Origin of the sequence: Pseudomonas sp. B21-015, assembly GCF_024749285.1 — a bacterium.
In the GTDB taxonomy this organism is placed as follows: Bacteria; Pseudomonadota; Gammaproteobacteria; order Pseudomonadales; family Pseudomonadaceae; genus Aquipseudomonas.
On record NZ_CP087196.1, the window covers coordinates 2,433,937 to 2,452,645 of the forward strand.

The following is an 18,709-nucleotide window of genomic DNA, read 5'->3' on the forward strand; positions in this document are numbered from 1 at the left end:
CACCAAACCTTGTGGGAGCGGGCTTGCCCGCGAAGGCGGCGGCACATTCAGTATCCAGGCAAGCAGATCCACCGCTATCGCGGGCAAGCCCGCTCCCACAGGATCGGTGCAGCGGCTCGAAATGTGGCAGCTAATTCACGCGCAAACAAAAACGCCCGGCATAGCCGGGCGTTTTGTATTGACTTGATTAGCGAGCGCGGTAGGTGATGCGCCCTTTGCTCAAGTCATAGGGCGTCAGCTCGACGCGCACTTTGTCGCCGGTAAGAATACGAATGTAGTTCTTGCGCATCTTGCCGGAGATATGCGCGGTTACGACGTGCCCATTTTCCAACTCCACACGAAACATGGTGTTGGGCAGGGTGTCGACGACAGTGCCTTCCATTTCGAAGCTGTCTTCTTTCGACATGCAGTAAAGCCCTCGGTGTCCAATGAATGGCCCGGTGCAACTGCGCCAGGCAAAAGCGGCGTGCATTGTGCCCGAAAAATGGGGTTTAAGCCAAGGGGTTCTAGCTCAGGATGACCCAACGTTGATTAATCAGCAGTTCGATTGGGCGATATTGGGTCTTGTAGCTCATTTTTTTGCAGTTTTTGATCCAGTAGCCGAGGTAGACCGCTTCCAGCCCCAGGCGCCGGGCTTCGGCGATCTGCCAGAGGATCGCGTAACGCCCCAGGCTGCGGCGTTCTTCGCAGGGTTCGTAGAAGGTGTAGACCGCCGACAGGCCATTGGGCAGCAAATCGGTGACAGCCACTGCCAGCAGTCGGCCTTCGAGACGAAATTCGTAGAAGCGGGAGAACGGCAGGTCACGCACCAGGAAGGTTGAAAACTGGTCGCGGCTCGGCGGATACATGTCGCCATCGGCATGACGTTGTTCGATGTAGCGCTGATAGAGGTCGAAGTACTCTTCGCTGAATTTTGGCCTGGCCGGACGCACCTGCAAGTCGGCATTGCGTTTGAGAATGCGTTTTTGCTGACGGTTGGGGATGAATTGCGCCACAGGGATGCGCGCCGGTACGCACGCATTGCAGTGCTGGCAATGGGGTCGATAGAGATGATCGCCACTGCGACGAAAACCCATTTCCGACAGATCTGCATAGACATGCACATCCATGGGCTGACTAGGGTCGAGGAACAGCGTCGTGGCCTGCTCCTCGGGCAGATAACTGCAAGAGTGAGGCTGAGTGGCATAGAACTTCAAGCGCGCCAACTCGGTCATGATCAACCCTCGGGATAAGCTTTTGGTTAGGGGGCGTTCTCAATTCGTTTCCCCCGCATTAAGTGTAAGCCACGCGCGCAAAAGTCGCTCAGCAAACCCAGGTGGCGTGACCGGGTTGATCCAGGTGCCGCGCAAGGTAGCCGGCAAACTCGCTGCGGGGAATCGCTCGGGCGCCCAGGCTGTGCAGATGGTCGGTGGGCATCTGGCAATCGATCAGCACAAAGCCTGAGTCTTTCAGATGTCGCACCAGTGTGGCAAAGCCATATTTGGAGGCGTTGTCGGCGCGACTGAACATCGACTCACCGAAAAACAGTTGCCCCATGGCCAGGCCGTAGAGCCCGCCGACCAGCACGCCATCGTCCCAGACCTCCACTGAATGGGCGTAACCGCGCTTGTGCAGTTCCACGTAGGCGTTCTGCATCGCTTGGGTGATCCAGGTGCCGTCGGCGTACTCGCGCGGCTCGGCGCAGGCGCGGATGACCGAGGCAAAATCCCGATCGAAGGTCACTTGATAGCGTTGTTGGCGCAGCAATTTATTCAGGCTGCGAGAGACATGCAGTTCGTCGGGAAACAGTACCGTGCGCGGATCCGGCGACCACCAGAGAATCGGCTGACCCTCCGAAAACCACGGAAAGCAGCCGTGGCGATAGGCCTGAATCAGGCGGTCGGCGGACAGATCGCCGCCCGCGGCCAGCAACCCGTTGGGGTCGCGCATGGCTTTTTCCAGCGGCGGGAAGGTCAGGGTGTTGCGTTGTAACCAAGTCAGCATGGCATCCGGGCTTGCAGAAGGGGAGGGCGGTGGCGGGCCGGTGAGCCCGCCTTGAAGGAGGTTAACCGTCAGACGGTGGGTATGTCATCGAGATACTTCTCGGCGTCCAGCGCGGCCATGCAGCCGGCTCCGGCGGACGTCACGGCCTGGCGGTAAACGTGGTCGGCCACGTCGCCGGCGGCGAACACGCCTTCGATGTCGGTGGCAGTGGCGTCGCCTTCACTGCCGCCCTTGACCAGCAGGTAGCCGTTGCGCATCTGCAGCTGGCCCTGGAACAGGTCGGTGTTGGGCTTGTGGCCGATGGCAATGAACACGCCGGCCAGCGACAGTTCACTGGTTTCGTCAGTATGGCTGTGACGCAGGCGGGCGCCGGTCACGCCGCTGGCATCTCCCAGCACTTCATCCAGATTCTGGTTCCAGTGCAGGCGGATATTGCCGTTGACGGATTTTTCGAAGAGCTTGTCCTGGAGGATCTTCTCCGAGCGCAGTTTGTCACGACGGTGAATCAGATGAACCTCCTTGGCGATGTTCGACAGGTACAGCGCTTCTTCCACCGCGGTGTTGCCGCCGCCGACCACCGCGACCACCTGGTTGCGGTAGAAGAAGCCATCGCAGGTGGCGCAGGCCGAAACCCCTTTGCCGGCAAAGGCTTCTTCCGATGGCAGCCCCAGGTATTGCGCCGAAGCGCCGGTGGCAATTATCAGTGCATCACAGGTGTAGGTGCCGCTGTCGCCGATGAGTTCGAACGGGCGCTGTTGCAACTTGGCCGTATGGATGTGGTCGTAAACGATCTCTGTGTCGAAGCGTTCGGCGTGTTTCTGCATGCGCTCCATCAGTACCGGGCCGGTCAGGCCTTCGACGTCGCCGGGCCAGTTATCGACTTCGACGGTGGTGGTCAGCTGGCCACCTGCCTGTATGCCGGTAATGACAACGGGTTTGAGATTGGCGCGAGCGGCATAAACGGCTGCGCTGTAACCGGCAGGGCCGGAACCTAGAATGATCAGGCGGGAATGCTGCGCTTCACTCATAAAAACACCTCATAAGCCTTTGTCACAAAAGAGAATGCATGCTCAAATTGGACTGCGCGTACTGTGCTCTTGGCTATGCCGGAGCCAAGGGGGTCAAGCATGGCATTGGGCGAACAAACCCGTACAATGCCTGCTTGTAACAGTGTTTGTATCAAAAAAGCGGTGCGTGCCGTATTTCGAAAAACCGGGGCACAGTGTTAAAAGTAGTCCCGGTTGGGGCTGTTAACTTTTTTACCTGCCTGGATTGGGCAGTTTTTATAGTCATTCAACAGATGGACGCGCCATGGGCGCAGGAAAAGAAGCGTTTTGAAGAAATCCACCGCAGCACCTAAAACAGTCGTTCCGCTCTGGCGCCAGCAATTGCACTACCGGCTCAAGGAAGGTGCATTGATCGCCATCGGTGCCTTGTGCCTGTTCCTGATGATGGCCTTGTTGACCTATGGCAAGGACGATCCGGGCTGGAGTCATAACAGCAAGATCGACGATGTGCAGAACTTCGGCGGGCCTGCGGGCTCTTACAGCGCCGACATCCTGTTCATGGTCCTGGGTTACTTCGCCTACATTTTCCCGCTGTTGCTGGCGATCAAGGCTTATCAGATTTTCCGCCAGCGCCACGAGCCGTGGCAGTGGAGCGGCTGGCTGTTCTCCTGGCGCCTGATCGGCCTGGTATTTCTGGTGCTGTCGGGCGCGGCGCTGGCCCACATCCACTTCCATGCGGCGACCGGTCTGCCGGCCGGCGCGGGCGGCGCCTTGGGTGAAAGCCTCGGCGATCTGGCGAAAAATGCGCTGAACATCCAGGGCAGCACGTTGTTGTTTATTGCACTGTTCCTGTTCGGCCTGACGGTGTTCACTGACCTGTCGTGGTTCAAGGTGATGGACGTCACCGGCAAGATCACCCTCGATCTGTTCGAACTGTTTCAGGGCGCGGCCAATCGCTGGTGGGCAGCCCGTACCGAACGCAAGCAACTGGTCGCCCAATTGCGTGAAGTCGACGATCGCGTGCATGACGTGGTGGCGCCGACAGTTACCGATAAGCGTGAGCAAGCCAAGGTCAAGGAACGCCTGATCGAACGCGAGCAGGCCCTGAGCAAGCACATGTCCGAGCGCGAAAAGCAGGTGCCGCCGGTGATTGCTCCCGCGCCGCCCAAACCGGCTGCTCCGAGCAAACGCGTGGAAAAAGAGAAACAGGCGCCGTTGTTCGTCGACAGCGCCGTGGAAGGCACCTTGCCGCCGATCTCGATTCTCGACCCGGCGGAAAAGAAACAACTCAATTATTCGCCCGAATCCCTGGCGGCCGTCGGCCACTTGCTGGAAATCAAGCTCAAGGAATTCGGCGTCGAAGTCTCGGTGGATTCGATTCACCCGGGCCCGGTCATTACCCGTTACGAAATCCAGCCAGCAGCCGGCGTCAAAGTCAGCCGCATCTCCAACCTGGCGAAAGACCTGGCCCGTTCCCTTGCCGTGACCAGTGTGCGCGTCGTGGAAGTGATTCCGGGCAAAACCACGGTGGGTATCGAGATCCCTAACGAAGACCGGCAGATCGTGCGCTTCTCCGAGGTCTTGTCGACTCCCGAGTACGATAACTTCAAGTCCCCGGTCACCCTGGCCCTGGGTCATGATATCGGCGGCAAACCGGTCATCACCGACCTGGCGAAAATGCCCCACTTGCTGGTGGCCGGTACGACCGGTTCCGGTAAGTCGGTGGGTGTGAACGCGATGATCCTGTCGATTCTGTTCAAGTCTGGCCCGGAAGACGCCAAGCTGATCATGATCGACCCGAAAATGCTTGAGCTGTCGATCTACGAAGGCATTCCGCACCTGCTGTGCCCGGTGGTCACCGACATGAAGGACGCCGCCAACGCCTTGCGCTGGAGCGTCGCCGAAATGGAGCGGCGCTACAAGCTGATGGCGAAGATGGGCGTGCGTAACCTGTCGGGCTTCAACGCCAAGGTCAAGGAAGCCCAGGACGCCGGTGAGCCATTGAGCGATCCGCTGTACAAGCGCGAAAGCATCCACGACGAAGCACCGCTGCTGCAAAAGCTGCCGACCATCGTCGTGGTCGTCGACGAATTCGCCGACATGATGATGATCGTCGGCAAGAAGGTTGAAGAGCTGATCGCCCGTATCGCCCAGAAGGCCCGTGCGGCCGGTATCCACTTGATTCTCGCGACCCAGCGGCCGTCGGTGGACGTGATCACAGGTCTGATCAAGGCGAACATTCCGACCCGCATGGCGTTCCAGGTGTCGAGCAAGATCGATTCGCGGACCATCATCGACCAGGGCGGTGCCGAACAGTTGCTGGGCCACGGTGACATGCTCTACATGCCGCCCGGCACCAGCCTGCCGATTCGTGTTCACGGCGCGTTCGTGTCCGATGACGAGGTACACCGGGTGGTTGAAGCCTGGAAACTGCGCGGCGCGCCGGAATACAACGATGACATCCTCGCCGGTGTCGAAGAGGCCGGTAGCGGCTTTGAAAACGGCGGCGGTGGCGGTGAAGATGATGCTGAAACCGACGCGCTCTACGATGAAGCGGTGCAGTTCGTCCTGGAAAGCCGGCGCGCGTCCATCTCCGCGGTTCAGCGTAAGCTGAAAATTGGCTACAACCGCGCGGCGCGCATGATCGAAGCCATGGAAATGGCCGGGGTCGTGACGTCCATGAACACCAACGGCTCGCGTGAAGTCCTGGCCCCTGGCCCGGTGCGCGACTGATCCGGTTTTGAAAGGGGTGGCGTCTGAGGCGCCGCCCGCACTCCCACGAATGTTTATGAGGACTCCCATGCGTCTTATCCGCATGCTGTTGCTGCCGGTACTGGCTTTGACCACGCTCTCGGCCCACGCCGATGACAAGGACGTGGCGCGTCTGACCCAACTGCTGGAAAAATCCCAGACCCTGACCGCGCGCTTCTCCCAGCTGACCCTCGATGGCAGCGGCACCCAGTTGCAGGAAACCGCCGGTCAGATGTCCTTGCAGCGCCCGGGCCTGTTCTACTGGCACACCGATGCGCCGCAGGAGCAACTGATGGTGTCCGACGGCAAGAAAGTTTCCCTGTGGGACCCGGACCTGGAGCAGGTCACTATCAAGACCCTCGACCAGCGCCTGACCCAGACGCCGGCACTGTTGCTGTCCGGTGACGTGTCCAAGATCAGCCAGAGCTTCGACATCAGCGCCAAGGAAGCCGGTGGCGTGATCGACTTCACCCTGAAGCCGAAAACCAAAGACACCCTGTTCGACAGCCTGCGCCTGTCGTTCCGCAACGGTCTGGTCAATGACATGCAGATGATCGACAGTGTCGGCCAGCGCACCAATATCCTGTTTACCGGTGTAAAGGCCAACGAGCCGATTCCGGCATCCAAGTTCAAGTTCGACATCCCGAAGGGTGCGGACGTGATCCAGGAATAAAACGCAGGACCTGTGTGAGCGGGCTTGCCCGCGATGGCGGCATTGCATTCAATATCAATGTTGACTGACCTGACGCTATCGCGGGCAAGCCCGCTCCCACAGGAACTGCGGTGTTCAATGCCTTAACTGATCGGCATCAGATCCAGTAAAGAGGTTTCAAACGTACGTGATGGACCTGTTTCGCAGTGCCCCGATTGCTCAGCCCTTGGCCGCCCGCCTGCGCGCGGCCAATCTGGACGAGTACGTCGGTCAGGAACACGTGCTCGCTCGCGGCAAGCCTTTGCGCGAAGCCCTGGAGCAGGGGGCCCTGCATTCGATGATTTTCTGGGGCCCGCCGGGAGTGGGTAAAACCACCCTGGCGCGGCTGCTGGCGGAAGTCTCGGATGCGCACTTCGAAACGGTTTCGGCGGTACTGGCCGGGGTCAAAGAGATTCGTCAGGCGGTGGAAGTCGCCAAGCAGCAGGCCGGGCAGTACGGTAAACGCACCATCCTGTTCGTCGACGAAGTGCACCGCTTCAACAAGTCGCAGCAGGATGCGTTCCTGCCGTACGTTGAAGACGGCACGCTGATTTTCATCGGCGCGACCACGGAAAACCCCTCGTTCGAACTCAATAACGCGCTCCTGTCCCGGGCCCGCGTCTATGTACTCAAAAGCCTCGACGAAGCGGCCCTGCGCAAGCTGGTGCATCGTGCGTTGACCGAAGAGCGCGGGTTGGGCAAGCGGCAACTGACCCTCAACGACGAAGGCTTCCAGATGCTGCTGTCCGCCGCCGATGGCGATGGCCGGCGTTTGCTCAACCTGTTGGAAAACGCCTCGGACCTGGCCGAAGACAACAGCGAAATCGGCGTCGACCTGCTGCAAAGCCTGCTGGGCGATACCCGTCGGCGCTTCGACAAGGGCGGCGAAGCTTTCTACGACCAGATTTCCGCGCTGCATAAATCGGTGCGCGGTTCCAACCCCGATGGCGCGTTGTATTGGTTCGCGCGGATGATCGACGGCGGTTGCGATCCGCTGTACCTGGCCCGGCGCGTGGTGCGCATGGCCAGCGAAGACATCGGCAACGCCGACCCCCGCGCCCTCAGCCTGTGCCTGGCGGCGTGGGAAGTGCAGGAGCGCCTCGGCAGCCCCGAAGGTGAATTGGCGGTGGCCCAGGCCATTACGTATCTGGCTTGTGCGCCGAAAAGCAATGCGGTGTACATGGGCTTCAAGGCCGCGATGCGCAGCGCCACCGAACACGGTTCGCTGGAAGTGCCGCTGCACCTGCGCAACGCACCGACCAAGTTGATGAAGCAATTGGGTTATGGCGACGAATACCGCTATGCCCACGATGAACCGGACGCCTATGCCGCCGGCGAAGACTACTTCCCGGAAGAGCTTGAGCCGCAACCGTTCTATCAGCCCGTGCCACGTGGCCTGGAGCTGAAGATCGGCGAAAAGCTCAACCACCTCGCGCAACTTGACCGTTTAAGCCCCCGACAGCGGAGAAAATAGTGATTCCCTTGATTGTTGCGGTCTCTGTCGGCGGTGTCGCCGGTACGCTGTTGCGCTTCGCCACCGGTAACTGGATCAACGCGAATTGGCCGCGGCACTTCTATACCGCGACGCTGGCCGTTAATATCGTGGGCTGTTTGCTGATCGGCGTTCTATACGGCCTGTTTTTGATTCGCCCGGAGGTATCGTTTGCGGTGCGCGCCGGGTTGATCGTCGGCTTCCTCGGGGGGCTGACGACTTTTTCATCCTTTTCACTGGATACGGTGCGCCTGCTGGAAACCGGGCAGGTGCCGCTGGCCCTGGGCTATGCGGCCATCAGCGTATTCGGCGGGCTGCTCGCCACCTGGGCTGGCCTGTCCTTGACCAAACTTTGATAACGAGAAACCGACATGCTCGATTCCAAACTGTTACGTAGCAACCTTCAGGACGTAGCGGACCGCCTGGCATCCCGTGGCTTTGCTCTGGATGTCGTGCGCATCGAAGCGCTGGAAGATCAGCGCAAGACCGTCCAAACCCGCACCGAAGCTCTGCAGGCTGAACGTAATGCGCGCTCCAAATCCATCGGTCAGGCCAAGCAGCGCGGCGAAGACATCGCGCCGCTGATGGCGGACGTCGAGCGCATGGCGGGCGAGTTGAGCGCCGGTAAAGTCGAGCTGGACACGATCCAGACCGAGCTGGATTCGATCCTGCTGGGCATTCCGAACCTGCCGCATGAATCGGTGCCGGTCGGCGATGACGAAGAAGGCAACGTTGAAGTGCGCCGTTGGGGCACGCCGAAGGCTTTCGACTTCCCGGTTCAGGACCACGTGGCCCTGGGCGAGAAGTTCGGCTGGCTGGACTTCGAAACCGCCGCCAAGCTGTCCGGCGCCCGTTTCGCCCTGCTGCGCGGCCCGATTGCGCGTCTGCACCGTGCGCTGGCACAGTTCATGATCAACCTGCACATCAACGAACACGGTTACGAAGAGGCTTACACCCCGTACCTGGTGCAGGCCCCTGCGTTGCAGGGCACCGGTCAGTTGCCTAAGTTCGAAGAAGACCTGTTCAAGATCAGCCGCGAAGGCGAAGCCGATCTGTACCTGATCCCGACCGCTGAAGTGTCGCTGACCAACATCGTGGCTGGCGAGATCGTCGATTCGAAACTGCTGCCGATCAAATTCGTGGCACACACGCCGTGCTTCCGCAGCGAGGCCGGTGCATCGGGTCGCGACACTCGCGGCATGATCCGTCAGCACCAGTTCGACAAGGTCGAGATGGTCCAGATCGTTGAGCCGTCGACCTCGATGCAAGCGCTGGAAGGCCTGACCGCCAACGCCGAGAAAGTCCTGCAACTGCTGGAGCTGCCATACCGTACCCTGGCGCTGTGCACTGGCGACATGGGCTTCAGCGCGCTCAAGACCTACGACCTGGAAGTGTGGATTCCGAGCCAGGACAAATACCGCGAGATTTCGTCGTGCTCCAACTGCGGTGATTTCCAGGCCCGTCGCATGCAAGCGCGTTTCCGTAACCCGGAAACCGGCAAGCCTGAATTGGTTCACACCCTCAACGGTTCCGGCCTGGCGGTCGGTCGTACCCTGGTGGCGGTGCTGGAAAACTACCAGCAGGCCGACGGTTCGATCCGTGTGCCAGAGGTACTGAAACCGTACATGGGTGGCCTTGAGGTCATCGGCTAAATGGACTATCTGCCGCTGTTTCATAACCTTCGCGGCAGTCGTGTGTTGGTCGTCGGTGGAGGGGAGATTGCCTTGCGCAAATCCCGCCTGCTGGCCGAGGCCGGTGCGCTGCTGCGAGTGGTCGCGCCTGAAATCGAACCGCAACTGCGCGAGCTAGTGGTTGGCAGCGGCGGCGAGTGCCTGGTGCGTGGCTACGCCGAAACGGATCTGGACGGTTGCGGGCTGATCATCGCCGCCACCGACGACGAGCCGCTGAACGCGCAAGTCTCCGTCGATGCTCATCGGCGTTGCGTGCCGGTCAACGTGGTAGACGCGCCGGCCCTGTGCAGCGTGATCTTCCCGGCGATCGTCGACCGTTCGCCGCTGATCATCGCCGTGTCCAGTGGCGGCGATGCACCGGTGCTGGCGCGGTTGATTCGCGCCAAGCTGGAAACCTGGATTCCTTCCACCTACGGTCAGCTGGCCGGTCTGGCGGCGCGTTTCCGCAACCAGGTCAAAGGCCTGTTCCCGGATGTGCAGCAGCGCCGGGCGTTCTGGGAGGATGTATTCCAGGGCCCGATTGCCGACCGGCAACTGGCCGGGCAGGGCGCCGAGGCCGAGCGCTTGATGCTGGCGAAAATCAATGGCGAAGCCCCTGTAGCCACCGGCGAAGTTTATCTGGTGGGCGCCGGGCCGGGTGATCCCGACCTGTTGACCTTCCGTGCCTTGCGCCTGATGCAGCAAGCTGACGTGGTGTTGTATGACCGTCTGGTGGCGCCGGCGATTCTGGATTTGTGCCGTCGCGATGCCGAGCGGGTTTACGTCGGCAAGCGCCGCGCCGATCACGCCGTGCCTCAGGAACAGATCAACCAGCATCTGGTGGATCTGGCCAAGGCCGGCAAGCGTGTGGTGCGGTTGAAGGGTGGCGATCCGTTCATTTTCGGGCGTGGCGGTGAAGAGATCGAAGAACTGGCGGCCCATGGCATCCCGTTCCAGGTCGTACCGGGCATCACCGCCGCCAGCGGTTGCGCGGCGTATGCCGGGATTCCGCTGACTCACCGCGATTACGCGCAGTCGGTGCGGTTCGTCACCGGGCACCTCAAGGACGGTTCCACCGATTTGCCGTGGGCCGACCTGGTCGCGCCGGCGCAAACCCTGGTGTTTTACATGGGGCTGGTGGGCTTGCCGATCATCTGCGAGCAGTTGATCAAGCACGGTCGCGCGGCCGATACCCCGGCGGCGTTGATCCAGCAGGGCACCACGGTCAATCAGCGGGTGTTTACCGGCACCCTGGCCGACCTTCCACGGCTGGTGGCGGAACATGAAGTGCATGCGCCGACGCTGGTGATTGTTGGGGAAGTGGTGCAACTGCGCGAGAAACTGGCGTGGTTTGAAGGGGCTCAGGCGCAGGTCTGAATACCGAGTCGCCCCCATCGCGGGCAAGCCCGCTCCCACAGGATTTGCGTCAAATGCAAAACCTGTGGGAGCGGGCTTGCCCGCGATGAGGCCCTCAAAATCACCCTTGCTTCAGATCAGAGCTCGGCCTTACGCCAAACCCCTTTCCCCTTCAACCGCGCCCGATCATGAGCCGCACTGAAATCCTGCGCCGGCCCTTTAGGCACGATCCCGGTCGGGTTGATGGTCTTGTGGCTGCCGTAGTAGTGATTCTTGATGTGCTCAAAACTCACCGTTTCGGCTATCCCCGGCCACTGATAAATCTCCCGTAGCCAGTTCGACAGATTCGGATAATCGGCAATTCGCCGCAGGTTGCACTTGAAGTGCCCGAAGTACACCGCATCAAAGCGAATCATCGTAGTGAACAACCGAATATCCGCTTCCGTCAGGTATTCACCCGTGAGGTAACGATTGGCGCCCAGCAGCTGCTCCAGCCGATCCAGCTCACCAAACAACTCATCGAACGCCTCTTCATAAGCCTGCTGCGACGTAGCAAACCCGGCGCGATAGACGCCGTTGTTCACCGCTGGATAAATCCGCTCGTTCAGCGCATCGATCTCGGCCCGCAATGGCGCCGGGTAGAAATCCAGGTCGTTGCCGGTCAATTCATCAAAAGCGCTGTTGAACATGCGGATGATCTCCGCCGACTCATTGTTAACGATGCGTTCAAGATGTTTGTCCCAGAGCACCGGCACAGTGACGCGGCCGGTGTAGTCGGCGGTATCGGCGGTATAGCGCTGGTGCATGAAATTGAAGTGATCGAGTTTGTCGCCGGTTGATCCGAGGTTTTTATCGAAGGTCCAGCCGTTTTCCAGCATCAACCAACTGACCACCGACACGTCGATCAGACTTTCGAGGCCTTTGAGTTTGCGCAGGATCAGCGTGCGATGAGCCCACGGGCAGGCGAGGGATACGTAGAGATGGTAGCGACCGGCTTCGGCGGCAAAACCACCGACGCCGGTCGGGCCTGGCTTGCCGTCGGCGGTTAGCCAGTGGCGACGCTGTGCCTGTTCACGCTGGAACGTGCCGTCCTTGCTTTCATACCACTGATCTTGCCAGCGGCCTTCGACTAACAAACCCATGTTCAAAACTCCTCAACCGATAAGCGTTGGAGAGGAGTCTATGCGCATAGGTTCGAACAAAAAGCGCAAAGGTTGGGCGGTTATGATCGGTTAAATCGATCTGTCCCGGGCATCCCAGTACTGCTGGGCGGTTTCGAAGGCTTGCTCGCGGGGCTGGCCGAGGCCGCGCAAGGACAGGGCCATGGTCGAGATCAACGCCATTTGCGGGTAGCTGTCGACCACGTCGCCACGCCACACCGCTTTCAAATGCTCGGGATCCAGGCTCGCCGGTTTGACGTGGCGCTGGGTCGACAGCTGCGGCCATTCTTCATCCCAACTTTCGCCGCCGGTGGTGCCATACAGGTGACTGTCGGCATCCGGGTTGATCTCGATTTCACCACCATCGCCCTTGATGACGATGGCGGTGTCGCCCAGCAAGCCGCTGGCATCGCGATGCACGGCCTGATAGCCGGGGTGGAAAATGCTTTGCAGGCCGCAACGGGCGCCCAGCGGGTTGAGAATCCGCGCCAGGGAATGGATCGGCGAGCGCAGGCCCAGGGTGTTGCGCAGGTCGATCATCCGCTGAAGTTGCGGGGCCCAATCCACCAATGGCATGAACGCCAGACCGCCCTGATCGAGCGCCACACCGGTCTGCTGCCAGTTGCGGCACAGCGGAATATTCAGCGTCTCGAGCAGTTGTTCGCTGTACAGCCGGCCCGCCGTGTGCGCGCCGCCGCCGTGCATGAAGATGCGCACGCCGTTTTGCGCCAGGCACTTGGCCGCCAGCAGATACCATGGCAGGTGACGCTTTTTGCCGGCGTAAGTCGGCCAGTCCAGATCGACCGCCAGCGCCGGTGGATTCAGGCGTTCACGCAAGGCTTCGGTGAACCCCGCCATTTCCTCGGCGCTTTCTTCCTTGTGCCGCAACAGCATCAGGAACGCGCCGAGCTGGGTGTCCTCGACCTTGTCGTCGAGCAACAGGCCCATGGCCTCGCGGGCTTCTTCACGGGTCAGGTTGCGGGCGCCGCGTTTGCCTTTGCCAAGGATCCGCACGAACTGGGCGAACGGGTGCTCGGCGGGCGTTTCGAGGGTCAGTGCTGGAGAGTCGGTCATAAGCAATTCGTCGGTTTGGGCAGGCCCGCCAGTTTCGCGGCGAGTTTGGCAGGGGTGCCTTTGAACAGTCGGTTCAGGTGCAGGCTGTTGCCCTTGTCGGGGCCGAGTTTCAATGCGGTGTACTTGATCAGCGGGCGAGTCGCGGGGGACAGCTGGAATTCGTCGTAGAAACTGCGCAGCAGTTCAAGGATCTCCCAGTGTTCCGGGCTCAACTCGATGTCTTCGGCAGCGGCCAGGGCGGCGGCCACCTCGGCAGACCAGTCGCTCAGTTCGACCAGGAAACCGTCCTTGTCCAGTTCAATGGCGCGGGTGCCCACCGTCAGGGATTTCATAGCCAACTGTTGACCTTGTCGTAGTGAATCGACAACTCGACGAAGGCCGGGTAATCGATGGCCTTGGCCCAGTCCGGGACTTGCAGAGCCCGCGCCTGAGCATCTTCGGCCAGTATGAACAGTTTCAGGTTGCGGGCGTGCAGCACGCTGAACGGTGCGGTGCCTGGCTGCAAGGCATAGGCCGCGTCGCCACTCAGCAACAGCGCATCATCGGCGCCAATCACGCGCAGGCAACTGCTCAGGCGGTCGTCGCCGAAAGGGGAATGAGACAACACATGCAAAGTCGACATCAGAGGGTGATCACCTGGTCGTAACGGTCTATAAGGGCGGTGATTTCCCGGGCGGCCAGCACCTGGGCTTCTTCAAGCGACAGACCTTTAGGGTCCAGACCACGGGCAGCAGCGCTTTCACCGCACACGAACAGGTCTTCGACACCAAACATCGGCAAGGCTTGCAGGTTGGCGCTCAGGTCTTTCTGTTGCAACGCCTTGGCGTCCTGTTTCGCGGCGAGCTGGAACACGCCGTCATCGAGGAACAGCAGGCCGATCGGCAGATCGAAGGCGCCACCGGCCAACACGATATCCAGCGCTTCCCGCGAGCTCGGCCCGGACCACGGCGCCTGACGACTGATAATCAGCAAGGATTTAGCCATCTCACGCGCCTCCGAAACAGATCAGGCGGTCCGCGTCCTGCACCGCGTCATGCAACTGGCCGAGGCCGGACAATTCCCACGGTGCACCCACCGCGACCGCTTCACGCTGATAACGCTGGGCTTCTTCCTCGTTCAACACCCCACGGCGCAAGGCGGCGGCGATGCAGATCACGCCATCGAGTTGATGCTCGGTGACAAAGGTGCGCCATTGCTTGGGCAAGTCCTGCTCATCCTGAGGCGTGACCACGCTGCCAGACGCGTTGTAGACGCCATCCTGATAGAAAAACAGCCGGACAATCTCATGCCCGCCGGCCAGCGCGGCCTGGGCGAACAGCAAGGCACGGCGCGAGGAGGGTGCATGGGCGGCGGAAAACAGCGCAATGGCGAACTTCATGACGGACTCGATCAGCAAAACTGCGGCCATGATAAAGCTTTATCGTCGGGGCGGCGAAGGGCGTTTACTCGTAGACCGAGTCGCTGCTATCGCGAGCAGGCTCGCTCCCACAAGGGATTTGTGTCGTACATAACATTGAAATCCACCACAGACCCCTGTGGGAGCGAGCCTGCTCGCGATAGCGGAGTGTCAGGCAACACAATGCTGAATGTGATAACCCGCTCAGCGCGGCATATACCCCAACTGCCAACGCCGCGGAATCTTCAGCGACAGCACCCCCAGCGCCCCGGCCAGCAGCCCGCTGACAAACAGCGCCTTGAGCCCCAGATGATGTTCCGGCTCCCTTGAGCAGCGACGGTTACTTGGTCAACCCATATAACTCGCAATACTCCAGCCAGTCCATGCCGGCCATTTCCGCGACCTCCTTGTGCACCTCCATGCGTTGGGCCTGGTAGTCCTCAGGTGTGGCGGCGGTCAGTTGCAGCGTCAGCTCCCAGGCAAACAAACCCAGGCGCTCCGCCTCGGCTTCGAACGCTTCATGCAAGCGCTCGTCGCGGTACTGCGTTACTGTCTGGCCCTTGGCCTGGGCCAACAGTGGATTCAGGTTGTCCAGTTCGACGCGCAGCTCAGGCCGCTCATCGAGAAATTTTCTCAGTGCCTGCTCGTGTTGCTGTTCGGTTGCCGCCATGGTCACTCCTTGAGGGGGATTACGAAGACTGCTTTTTGCTTGCCTTGGCAGCCGCGGCCAGACACTCGAGAGCAAATTGCTCGGGGTAGGTCATCTGGATCGGTGTGGTTTCGCCTTTGACGGTTCTTTCACCGTCGAGAATGTAACGAATCCGCTTGTCGGTGACGCCAATTCGCTTGGCGATCCAGGCCGGCGTCTGACCGATCTGGCTGATCAGTTTGTCGGCGTAGTCGGTGGAGGGTTTGTAGAATTCGGCGTTGGGTGTCATGGCCTTTCCAGAAAAATGGGCCCGGAAAAACGGGCGATGCGGCGAGAGAAACGCGACAGGGTGCGCGAATCGATGCGCGGTGTCGCGTTATAAATGAAGTAAAGCAGAACGATACGCCGCACCACGGTGATACAGTCCGCTTTTTCCTGATGAGCGAACGCAATGCGAATTCTGATGGTGGCGCTGGCCGCAACCTTGCTGGCGGGCTGCGCCGGATCGGCGATGAACGACGCCCGCACCAAAACCCCGTACAGAACCCTGACCTCGGACAAACCGGAAAAAGTCGTCGCCCAGTGCGTGCAGTTTGCCTGGCAGGACGAGGCGGTGTTCGGCGTCGATGCGGGCGCGTATTTGCAGCCGGGCAAGAAGGGCGGTTCGACGGTCTACACCCGTTCGGCCGAGTCTTTCGTGGACGTGACCAGCGATGCCTCGGGCACCGCGTTGAGCTACTACGCGCAGCATGATGATTTTGTCGCCAAGCGCCGATTGGCGGCGTTGGCTACCTGTTTGTAAACAAGATCTTTTGGTGGCACCCCCGAAAATCGAAGGTTACAAATCCACCAAACGCTTCTGAAAAAAGAAGCGTTTGTGGCCCGGCGGGTAATCGGCAATGTGCCCTAGCTCGCTGTAGCCGTGTTTTTTGTAGAACTCCGGCGCCTGGAAGTCGAAGGTGTCCAGCCAGATCCCGATGCACTCCTTCTCCCGCGCCAGGTCTTCGGCCATCAGCATCAGCTTCGAGCCCAGGCCTTGTCCCCGTGCCTGGTCCGGCACTGACAACAACTCAATGAAAAACCATTGGTAAAACACCCGGCCATAAAGCCCGCCGAGAATCTCGTCGTTGTCATCGCGTACCAACAAGGCAATCTGCTCTGAAACCGTGGGCCCAGCCTTTGAGGCGTTGTAGGCGCGCAAAGGGGTAAGGATCGCTTCGCGCTCTTCCTGAGTGGCGTTTGTCGACAGTTCAATTCGCAGGGTCATGGGCTACATCCTTATGGCGGTGAATGCGGAGCCTATCCCGGTCGCCACGATTGTTCTATCCCTCCAAACCATAGAAATCTGTTTTCGCCTAACATGTACGCCTTCCGACGAAAATAGGGATGGATTGTCATGTCGAACACAGCCGAGCGGGTCAACATCGTCGAGTCCCAGGTGTTGTCCCACGACTGGTACCTGCTGAAGAAAATCACGTTCGATTACCTGCGCAACAACGGCGACTGGCAGCGTCAGACCCGTGAGGTGTATGACCGTGGCAACGGCGCGGCGATTCTGCTGTTCAACCGCGAGAAGAAAACCGTCGTGCTGACCCGCCAGTTTCGCTTGCCGGTGTTCGTCAATGGCCATGATGGTTTGCTGATTGAAGTAGCGGCGGGCCTGCTGGAAGGCGCTGCGCCTGAAGAGCGCATTCGCGCTGAAGCCGAAGAAGAAACCGGCTATCGCGTCCACCATGTGCAGAAGGTGTTCGAGGCGTACATGAGCCCCGGGTCGGTCACGGAGAAACTGCATTTCTTTATTGCCGAGTACGACGCGTCTTCGAAAGTCAGCGAGGGCGGTGGGCTGGAAGCAGAAACCGAAGAACTGGAAGTGCTGGAGTGGACGTTCGACGACGCCCTTGCGGCGTTCTATCGCGGGGAGATTTGCGATGCCAAGACCATCATGCTGCTGCAGTATGCGGCGATGAAGGATATTTTCGGACCGGTTTGAGCCGGCGGGGATTGCCTGGATCGAGAGAGCGTTCAGGCACAATGGTCGAGCATTTCGGCACAGTAATCAGCCTTTGCTCTCTCTAGACTCGTGCTTCATGCCAAGACACCGATGAGGTCACGATGAACATCCGAATTATCCTATCCGCATTGTCCATGGGGGTTGTCCTCACTGGGCACGCTGCCGACTTCTCGCTGAGCAGCCAGGATATTGCTGAAAATCGCCCGCTCACCAGTCGAGAGGTGTTCCAGGGCTTCGGTTGCGAAGGGGGTAATACGTCTCCAGAATTGTCCTGGTCCAACGCCCCGGCCGGCACTAAAAGTTACGCGATCACGGTCTACGATCCTGATGCGCCGACCGGCAGCGGCTGGTGGCATTGGACCGTGGTCAACTTACCGGCTTCCACCCGCAGTTTGCCAAGCGGAGTCGGTTCGAACCTGCCTGCCGGCGCAGTACAAGGGCGAACCGATTATGGCCAACCGGGATTTGGCGGCGCTTGCCCTCCTGTAGGGGATAAGCCCCATCGCTATCAATTCACCGTATGGGCGTTGAAAGTCGATAAGCTACCACTCGATAACCAGGCCAGCGGCGCCTTGGTGGGCTACATGCTCAATGCCAACGCCTTGGCCAAAGCGACCATCACTTCAACTTACGGACGTTAAGAGCAATGCGCCCTTGTGACGGCATCCAGCACCGGGAAAACATTATCGATGCGTGTGTCATACGGGCGCGGCAGCCTCACACCTTGCAACGGGTGCCGATATTCGCAACCACCCTGTGTCGAGTGCGACAGGGGGAAAAGCTGCTGCAATGGGATGACCGGGAGATGCGCGCAGGGCCGCAACATCTGATTCTGATGCCGGCCGGGCGCGAGCTTGGCCTCTCGAACTTCCCCGGCCTTCATGGTCACTATATCGCTGATGTCGTGACCTTTCCCGGTTCGACACTGCGCAACTTCAGCAGCCGATATGGCCGCCAGATCATGAGTGGTCACCGTGCCCCGACCACAGATCTGTGTGTGCCTCTGGACAGGCACACGACGCAGGCATGGGATCAGTTATTGGCCGCCATCAATGCGAACGCTCCGGATGCATTACGCACCCACTATGGGGAAGCGGTTCTGCTCAGCCTGGGCCTCAACGGCCAGGCCGGACCGCTGCTGATGGGGCGCAATGATCCACTGTGCGAACGTGTGGAGCAATTGCTGATGGGCAGCCCTGAGAGCGACTGGACCGTTGCGAGCGTCGCACAACACCTGAACCTGGGTGAATCGACGTTGCGTCGCCAACTGGCCAATGAGGGGAGCAGTTTCAGGACTATTCTGGAAAGTGTTCGACTGGCGACGGCGCTGCAATGGTTGCAAACCACTTCTCGGCCCATCGGTGAAATTGCCGGTGCCAGCGGCTACGCCTCGGCCTCACGTTTTGCCGTGCGCTTTCGCTCACACTATGGCCTGTCGCCACGGGAATTGCGGGCGGCGATTTAGGCAT

24 protein-coding genes and 1 pseudogene are annotated in these 18,709 nt (G+C 60.1%); 10 read left to right on the top strand and 15 right to left on the bottom strand.

Features of this window, described 5'->3' with window-relative positions:
- Positions 1 to 187: 187 nt before the first annotated feature.
- The 4 genes from infA to trxB all read right to left on the bottom strand — a co-directional run bounded on the left by infA (position 188) and on the right by trxB (position 3,011).
- A complete protein-coding gene (gene infA, locus LOY38_RS11075; RefSeq protein ID WP_002553999.1) occupies positions 188 to 406 on the bottom strand; it encodes a translation initiation factor IF-1 in 219 nt (72 codons plus the stop codon).
- 100 nt (positions 407 to 506) lie between these two features.
- Positions 507 to 1,214, bottom strand: coding sequence for an arginyltransferase (locus tag LOY38_RS11080; RefSeq protein ID WP_258700043.1), 708 nt, complete (start codon positions 1,212 to 1,214; stop codon positions 507 to 509).
- An 88-nt stretch (positions 1,215 to 1,302) separates the two neighbouring features.
- A complete protein-coding gene (gene aat, locus LOY38_RS11085) occupies positions 1,303 to 1,983 on the bottom strand; it encodes a leucyl/phenylalanyl-tRNA--protein transferase (RefSeq protein ID WP_258700044.1) in 681 nt (226 codons plus the stop codon).
- A 68-nt stretch (positions 1,984 to 2,051) separates the two neighbouring features.
- A complete protein-coding gene (gene trxB, locus LOY38_RS11090) occupies positions 2,052 to 3,011 on the bottom strand; it encodes a thioredoxin-disulfide reductase (RefSeq protein WP_258700045.1) in 960 nt (319 codons plus the stop codon).
- Between the two features lie 306 nt (positions 3,012 to 3,317).
- Between trxB and LOY38_RS11095 the strand changes: the two genes are divergently transcribed.
- From LOY38_RS11095 to cysG, 6 genes are all read left to right on the top strand, one after another.
- Entirely contained in the window at positions 3,318 to 5,723 is a 2,406-nt protein-coding gene (locus tag LOY38_RS11095) for a DNA translocase FtsK (protein WP_026345733.1), read from the top strand.
- A 67-nt stretch (positions 5,724 to 5,790) separates the two neighbouring features.
- Positions 5,791 to 6,414 (top strand): outer membrane lipoprotein chaperone LolA, encoded by a 624-nt coding sequence (gene lolA, locus LOY38_RS11100; RefSeq protein WP_030130937.1) that lies wholly within the window; start codon positions 5,791 to 5,793, stop codon positions 6,412 to 6,414.
- A gap of 169 nt (positions 6,415 to 6,583) precedes the next feature.
- Positions 6,584 to 7,906: a replication-associated recombination protein A gene (locus tag LOY38_RS11105; protein WP_258700700.1), complete on the top strand. Its 1,323-nt coding sequence runs from the start codon at positions 6,584 to 6,586 to the stop codon at positions 7,904 to 7,906.
- Positions 7,906 to 8,280, top strand: coding sequence for a fluoride efflux transporter CrcB (crcB, locus tag LOY38_RS11110; RefSeq protein ID WP_007941127.1), 375 nt, complete (start codon positions 7,906 to 7,908; stop codon positions 8,278 to 8,280). The genes LOY38_RS11105 and crcB overlap by 1 nt, the downstream gene beginning before the upstream one ends.
- Before the next feature lie 15 nt (positions 8,281 to 8,295).
- On the top strand, positions 8,296 to 9,576 hold the full coding sequence (gene serS / locus LOY38_RS11115; protein ID WP_258700046.1) for a serine--tRNA ligase: 1,281 nt from the start codon (positions 8,296 to 8,298) through the stop codon (positions 9,574 to 9,576).
- Complete coding sequence (gene cysG, locus LOY38_RS11120) at positions 9,577 to 10,971, top strand: siroheme synthase CysG (RefSeq protein WP_258700047.1); 1,395 nt, start codon at positions 9,577 to 9,579, stop codon at positions 10,969 to 10,971.
- A gap of 116 nt (positions 10,972 to 11,087) precedes the next feature.
- Here the strand turns inward: cysG and LOY38_RS11125 are convergent, their stop codons facing one another.
- From LOY38_RS11125 to LOY38_RS11170, 10 genes and pseudogenes are all read right to left on the bottom strand, one after another.
- The gene (locus tag LOY38_RS11125; RefSeq protein ID WP_258700048.1) at positions 11,088 to 12,092 is read right to left on the bottom strand and encodes a glutathione S-transferase family protein; all 1,005 of its coding nucleotides are present in this window, start codon (positions 12,090 to 12,092) and stop codon (positions 11,088 to 11,090) included.
- A gap of 90 nt (positions 12,093 to 12,182) precedes the next feature.
- Positions 12,183 to 13,184, bottom strand: coding sequence for a glycosyl transferase family protein (locus LOY38_RS11130; protein WP_258700049.1), 1,002 nt, complete (start codon positions 13,182 to 13,184; stop codon positions 12,183 to 12,185).
- Positions 13,181 to 13,516, bottom strand: a complete 336-nt coding sequence (locus tag LOY38_RS11135) for a TusE/DsrC/DsvC family sulfur relay protein (protein ID WP_258700050.1) — start codon at positions 13,514 to 13,516, stop codon at positions 13,181 to 13,183. Before LOY38_RS11135 ends, LOY38_RS11130 begins: the two co-directional genes overlap by 4 nt.
- Positions 13,513 to 13,806, bottom strand: a complete 294-nt coding sequence (gene tusB, locus LOY38_RS11140) for a sulfurtransferase complex subunit TusB (RefSeq protein WP_258700051.1) — start codon at positions 13,804 to 13,806, stop codon at positions 13,513 to 13,515. The genes LOY38_RS11135 and tusB overlap by 4 nt, the downstream gene beginning before the upstream one ends.
- A complete protein-coding gene (gene tusC, locus LOY38_RS11145; RefSeq protein ID WP_258700052.1) occupies positions 13,806 to 14,168 on the bottom strand; it encodes a sulfurtransferase complex subunit TusC in 363 nt (120 codons plus the stop codon). The genes tusB and tusC overlap by 1 nt, the downstream gene beginning before the upstream one ends.
- A gap of 1 nt (position 14,169) precedes the next feature.
- Positions 14,170 to 14,562 carry a sulfurtransferase complex subunit TusD gene (tusD, locus tag LOY38_RS11150; protein WP_230175509.1) on the bottom strand — a complete coding sequence of 131 codons (393 nt, stop codon included), beginning with the start codon at positions 14,560 to 14,562 and terminating at the stop codon, positions 14,170 to 14,172.
- A gap of 222 nt (positions 14,563 to 14,784) precedes the next feature.
- Positions 14,785 to 14,898 (bottom strand): annotated as a pseudogene (locus LOY38_RS11155) (DUF1275 domain-containing protein); the annotation flags it as partial.
- 22 nt (positions 14,899 to 14,920) lie between these two features.
- Positions 14,921 to 15,250, bottom strand: a complete 330-nt coding sequence (locus LOY38_RS11160) for a DUF6388 family protein (protein ID WP_258700053.1) — start codon at positions 15,248 to 15,250, stop codon at positions 14,921 to 14,923.
- A gap of 19 nt (positions 15,251 to 15,269) precedes the next feature.
- Positions 15,270 to 15,518 carry a hypothetical protein gene (locus tag LOY38_RS11165; protein WP_258700054.1) on the bottom strand — a complete coding sequence of 83 codons (249 nt, stop codon included), beginning with the start codon at positions 15,516 to 15,518 and terminating at the stop codon, positions 15,270 to 15,272.
- On the bottom strand, positions 15,515 to 15,757 hold the full coding sequence (locus LOY38_RS11170) for a hypothetical protein (RefSeq protein WP_258700834.1): 243 nt from the start codon (positions 15,755 to 15,757) through the stop codon (positions 15,515 to 15,517). Before LOY38_RS11170 ends, LOY38_RS11165 begins: the two co-directional genes overlap by 4 nt.
- On the opposite strand from LOY38_RS11170, the gene LOY38_RS11175 reads away from it, so the two are divergent.
- The gene (locus LOY38_RS11175) at positions 15,681 to 16,031 is read left to right on the top strand and encodes a hypothetical protein (RefSeq protein ID WP_258700055.1); all 351 of its coding nucleotides are present in this window, start codon (positions 15,681 to 15,683) and stop codon (positions 16,029 to 16,031) included. The genes LOY38_RS11170 and LOY38_RS11175 overlap by 77 nt on opposite strands.
- A 36-nt stretch (positions 16,032 to 16,067) precedes the next feature.
- Here LOY38_RS11175 and LOY38_RS11180 read toward each other — a convergent pair whose 3' ends face one another.
- Positions 16,068 to 16,496: a GNAT family N-acetyltransferase gene (locus LOY38_RS11180; protein WP_258700056.1), complete on the bottom strand. Its 429-nt coding sequence runs from the start codon at positions 16,494 to 16,496 to the stop codon at positions 16,068 to 16,070.
- A 129-nt stretch (positions 16,497 to 16,625) separates the two neighbouring features.
- Between LOY38_RS11180 and LOY38_RS11185 the strand changes: the two genes are divergently transcribed.
- The 3 genes from LOY38_RS11185 to LOY38_RS11195 all read left to right on the top strand — a co-directional run bounded on the left by LOY38_RS11185 (position 16,626) and on the right by LOY38_RS11195 (position 18,705).
- Entirely contained in the window at positions 16,626 to 17,219 is a 594-nt protein-coding gene (locus LOY38_RS11185) for an NUDIX domain-containing protein (protein ID WP_258700057.1), read from the top strand.
- Between the two features lie 122 nt (positions 17,220 to 17,341).
- The gene (locus LOY38_RS11190; protein WP_258700058.1) at positions 17,342 to 17,881 is read left to right on the top strand and encodes a kinase inhibitor; all 540 of its coding nucleotides are present in this window, start codon (positions 17,342 to 17,344) and stop codon (positions 17,879 to 17,881) included.
- A gap of 5 nt (positions 17,882 to 17,886) precedes the next feature.
- Positions 17,887 to 18,705 (top strand): helix-turn-helix transcriptional regulator, encoded by an 819-nt coding sequence (locus LOY38_RS11195; RefSeq protein ID WP_258700059.1) that lies wholly within the window; start codon positions 17,887 to 17,889, stop codon positions 18,703 to 18,705.
- Positions 18,706 to 18,709 lie beyond the last annotated feature (4 nt).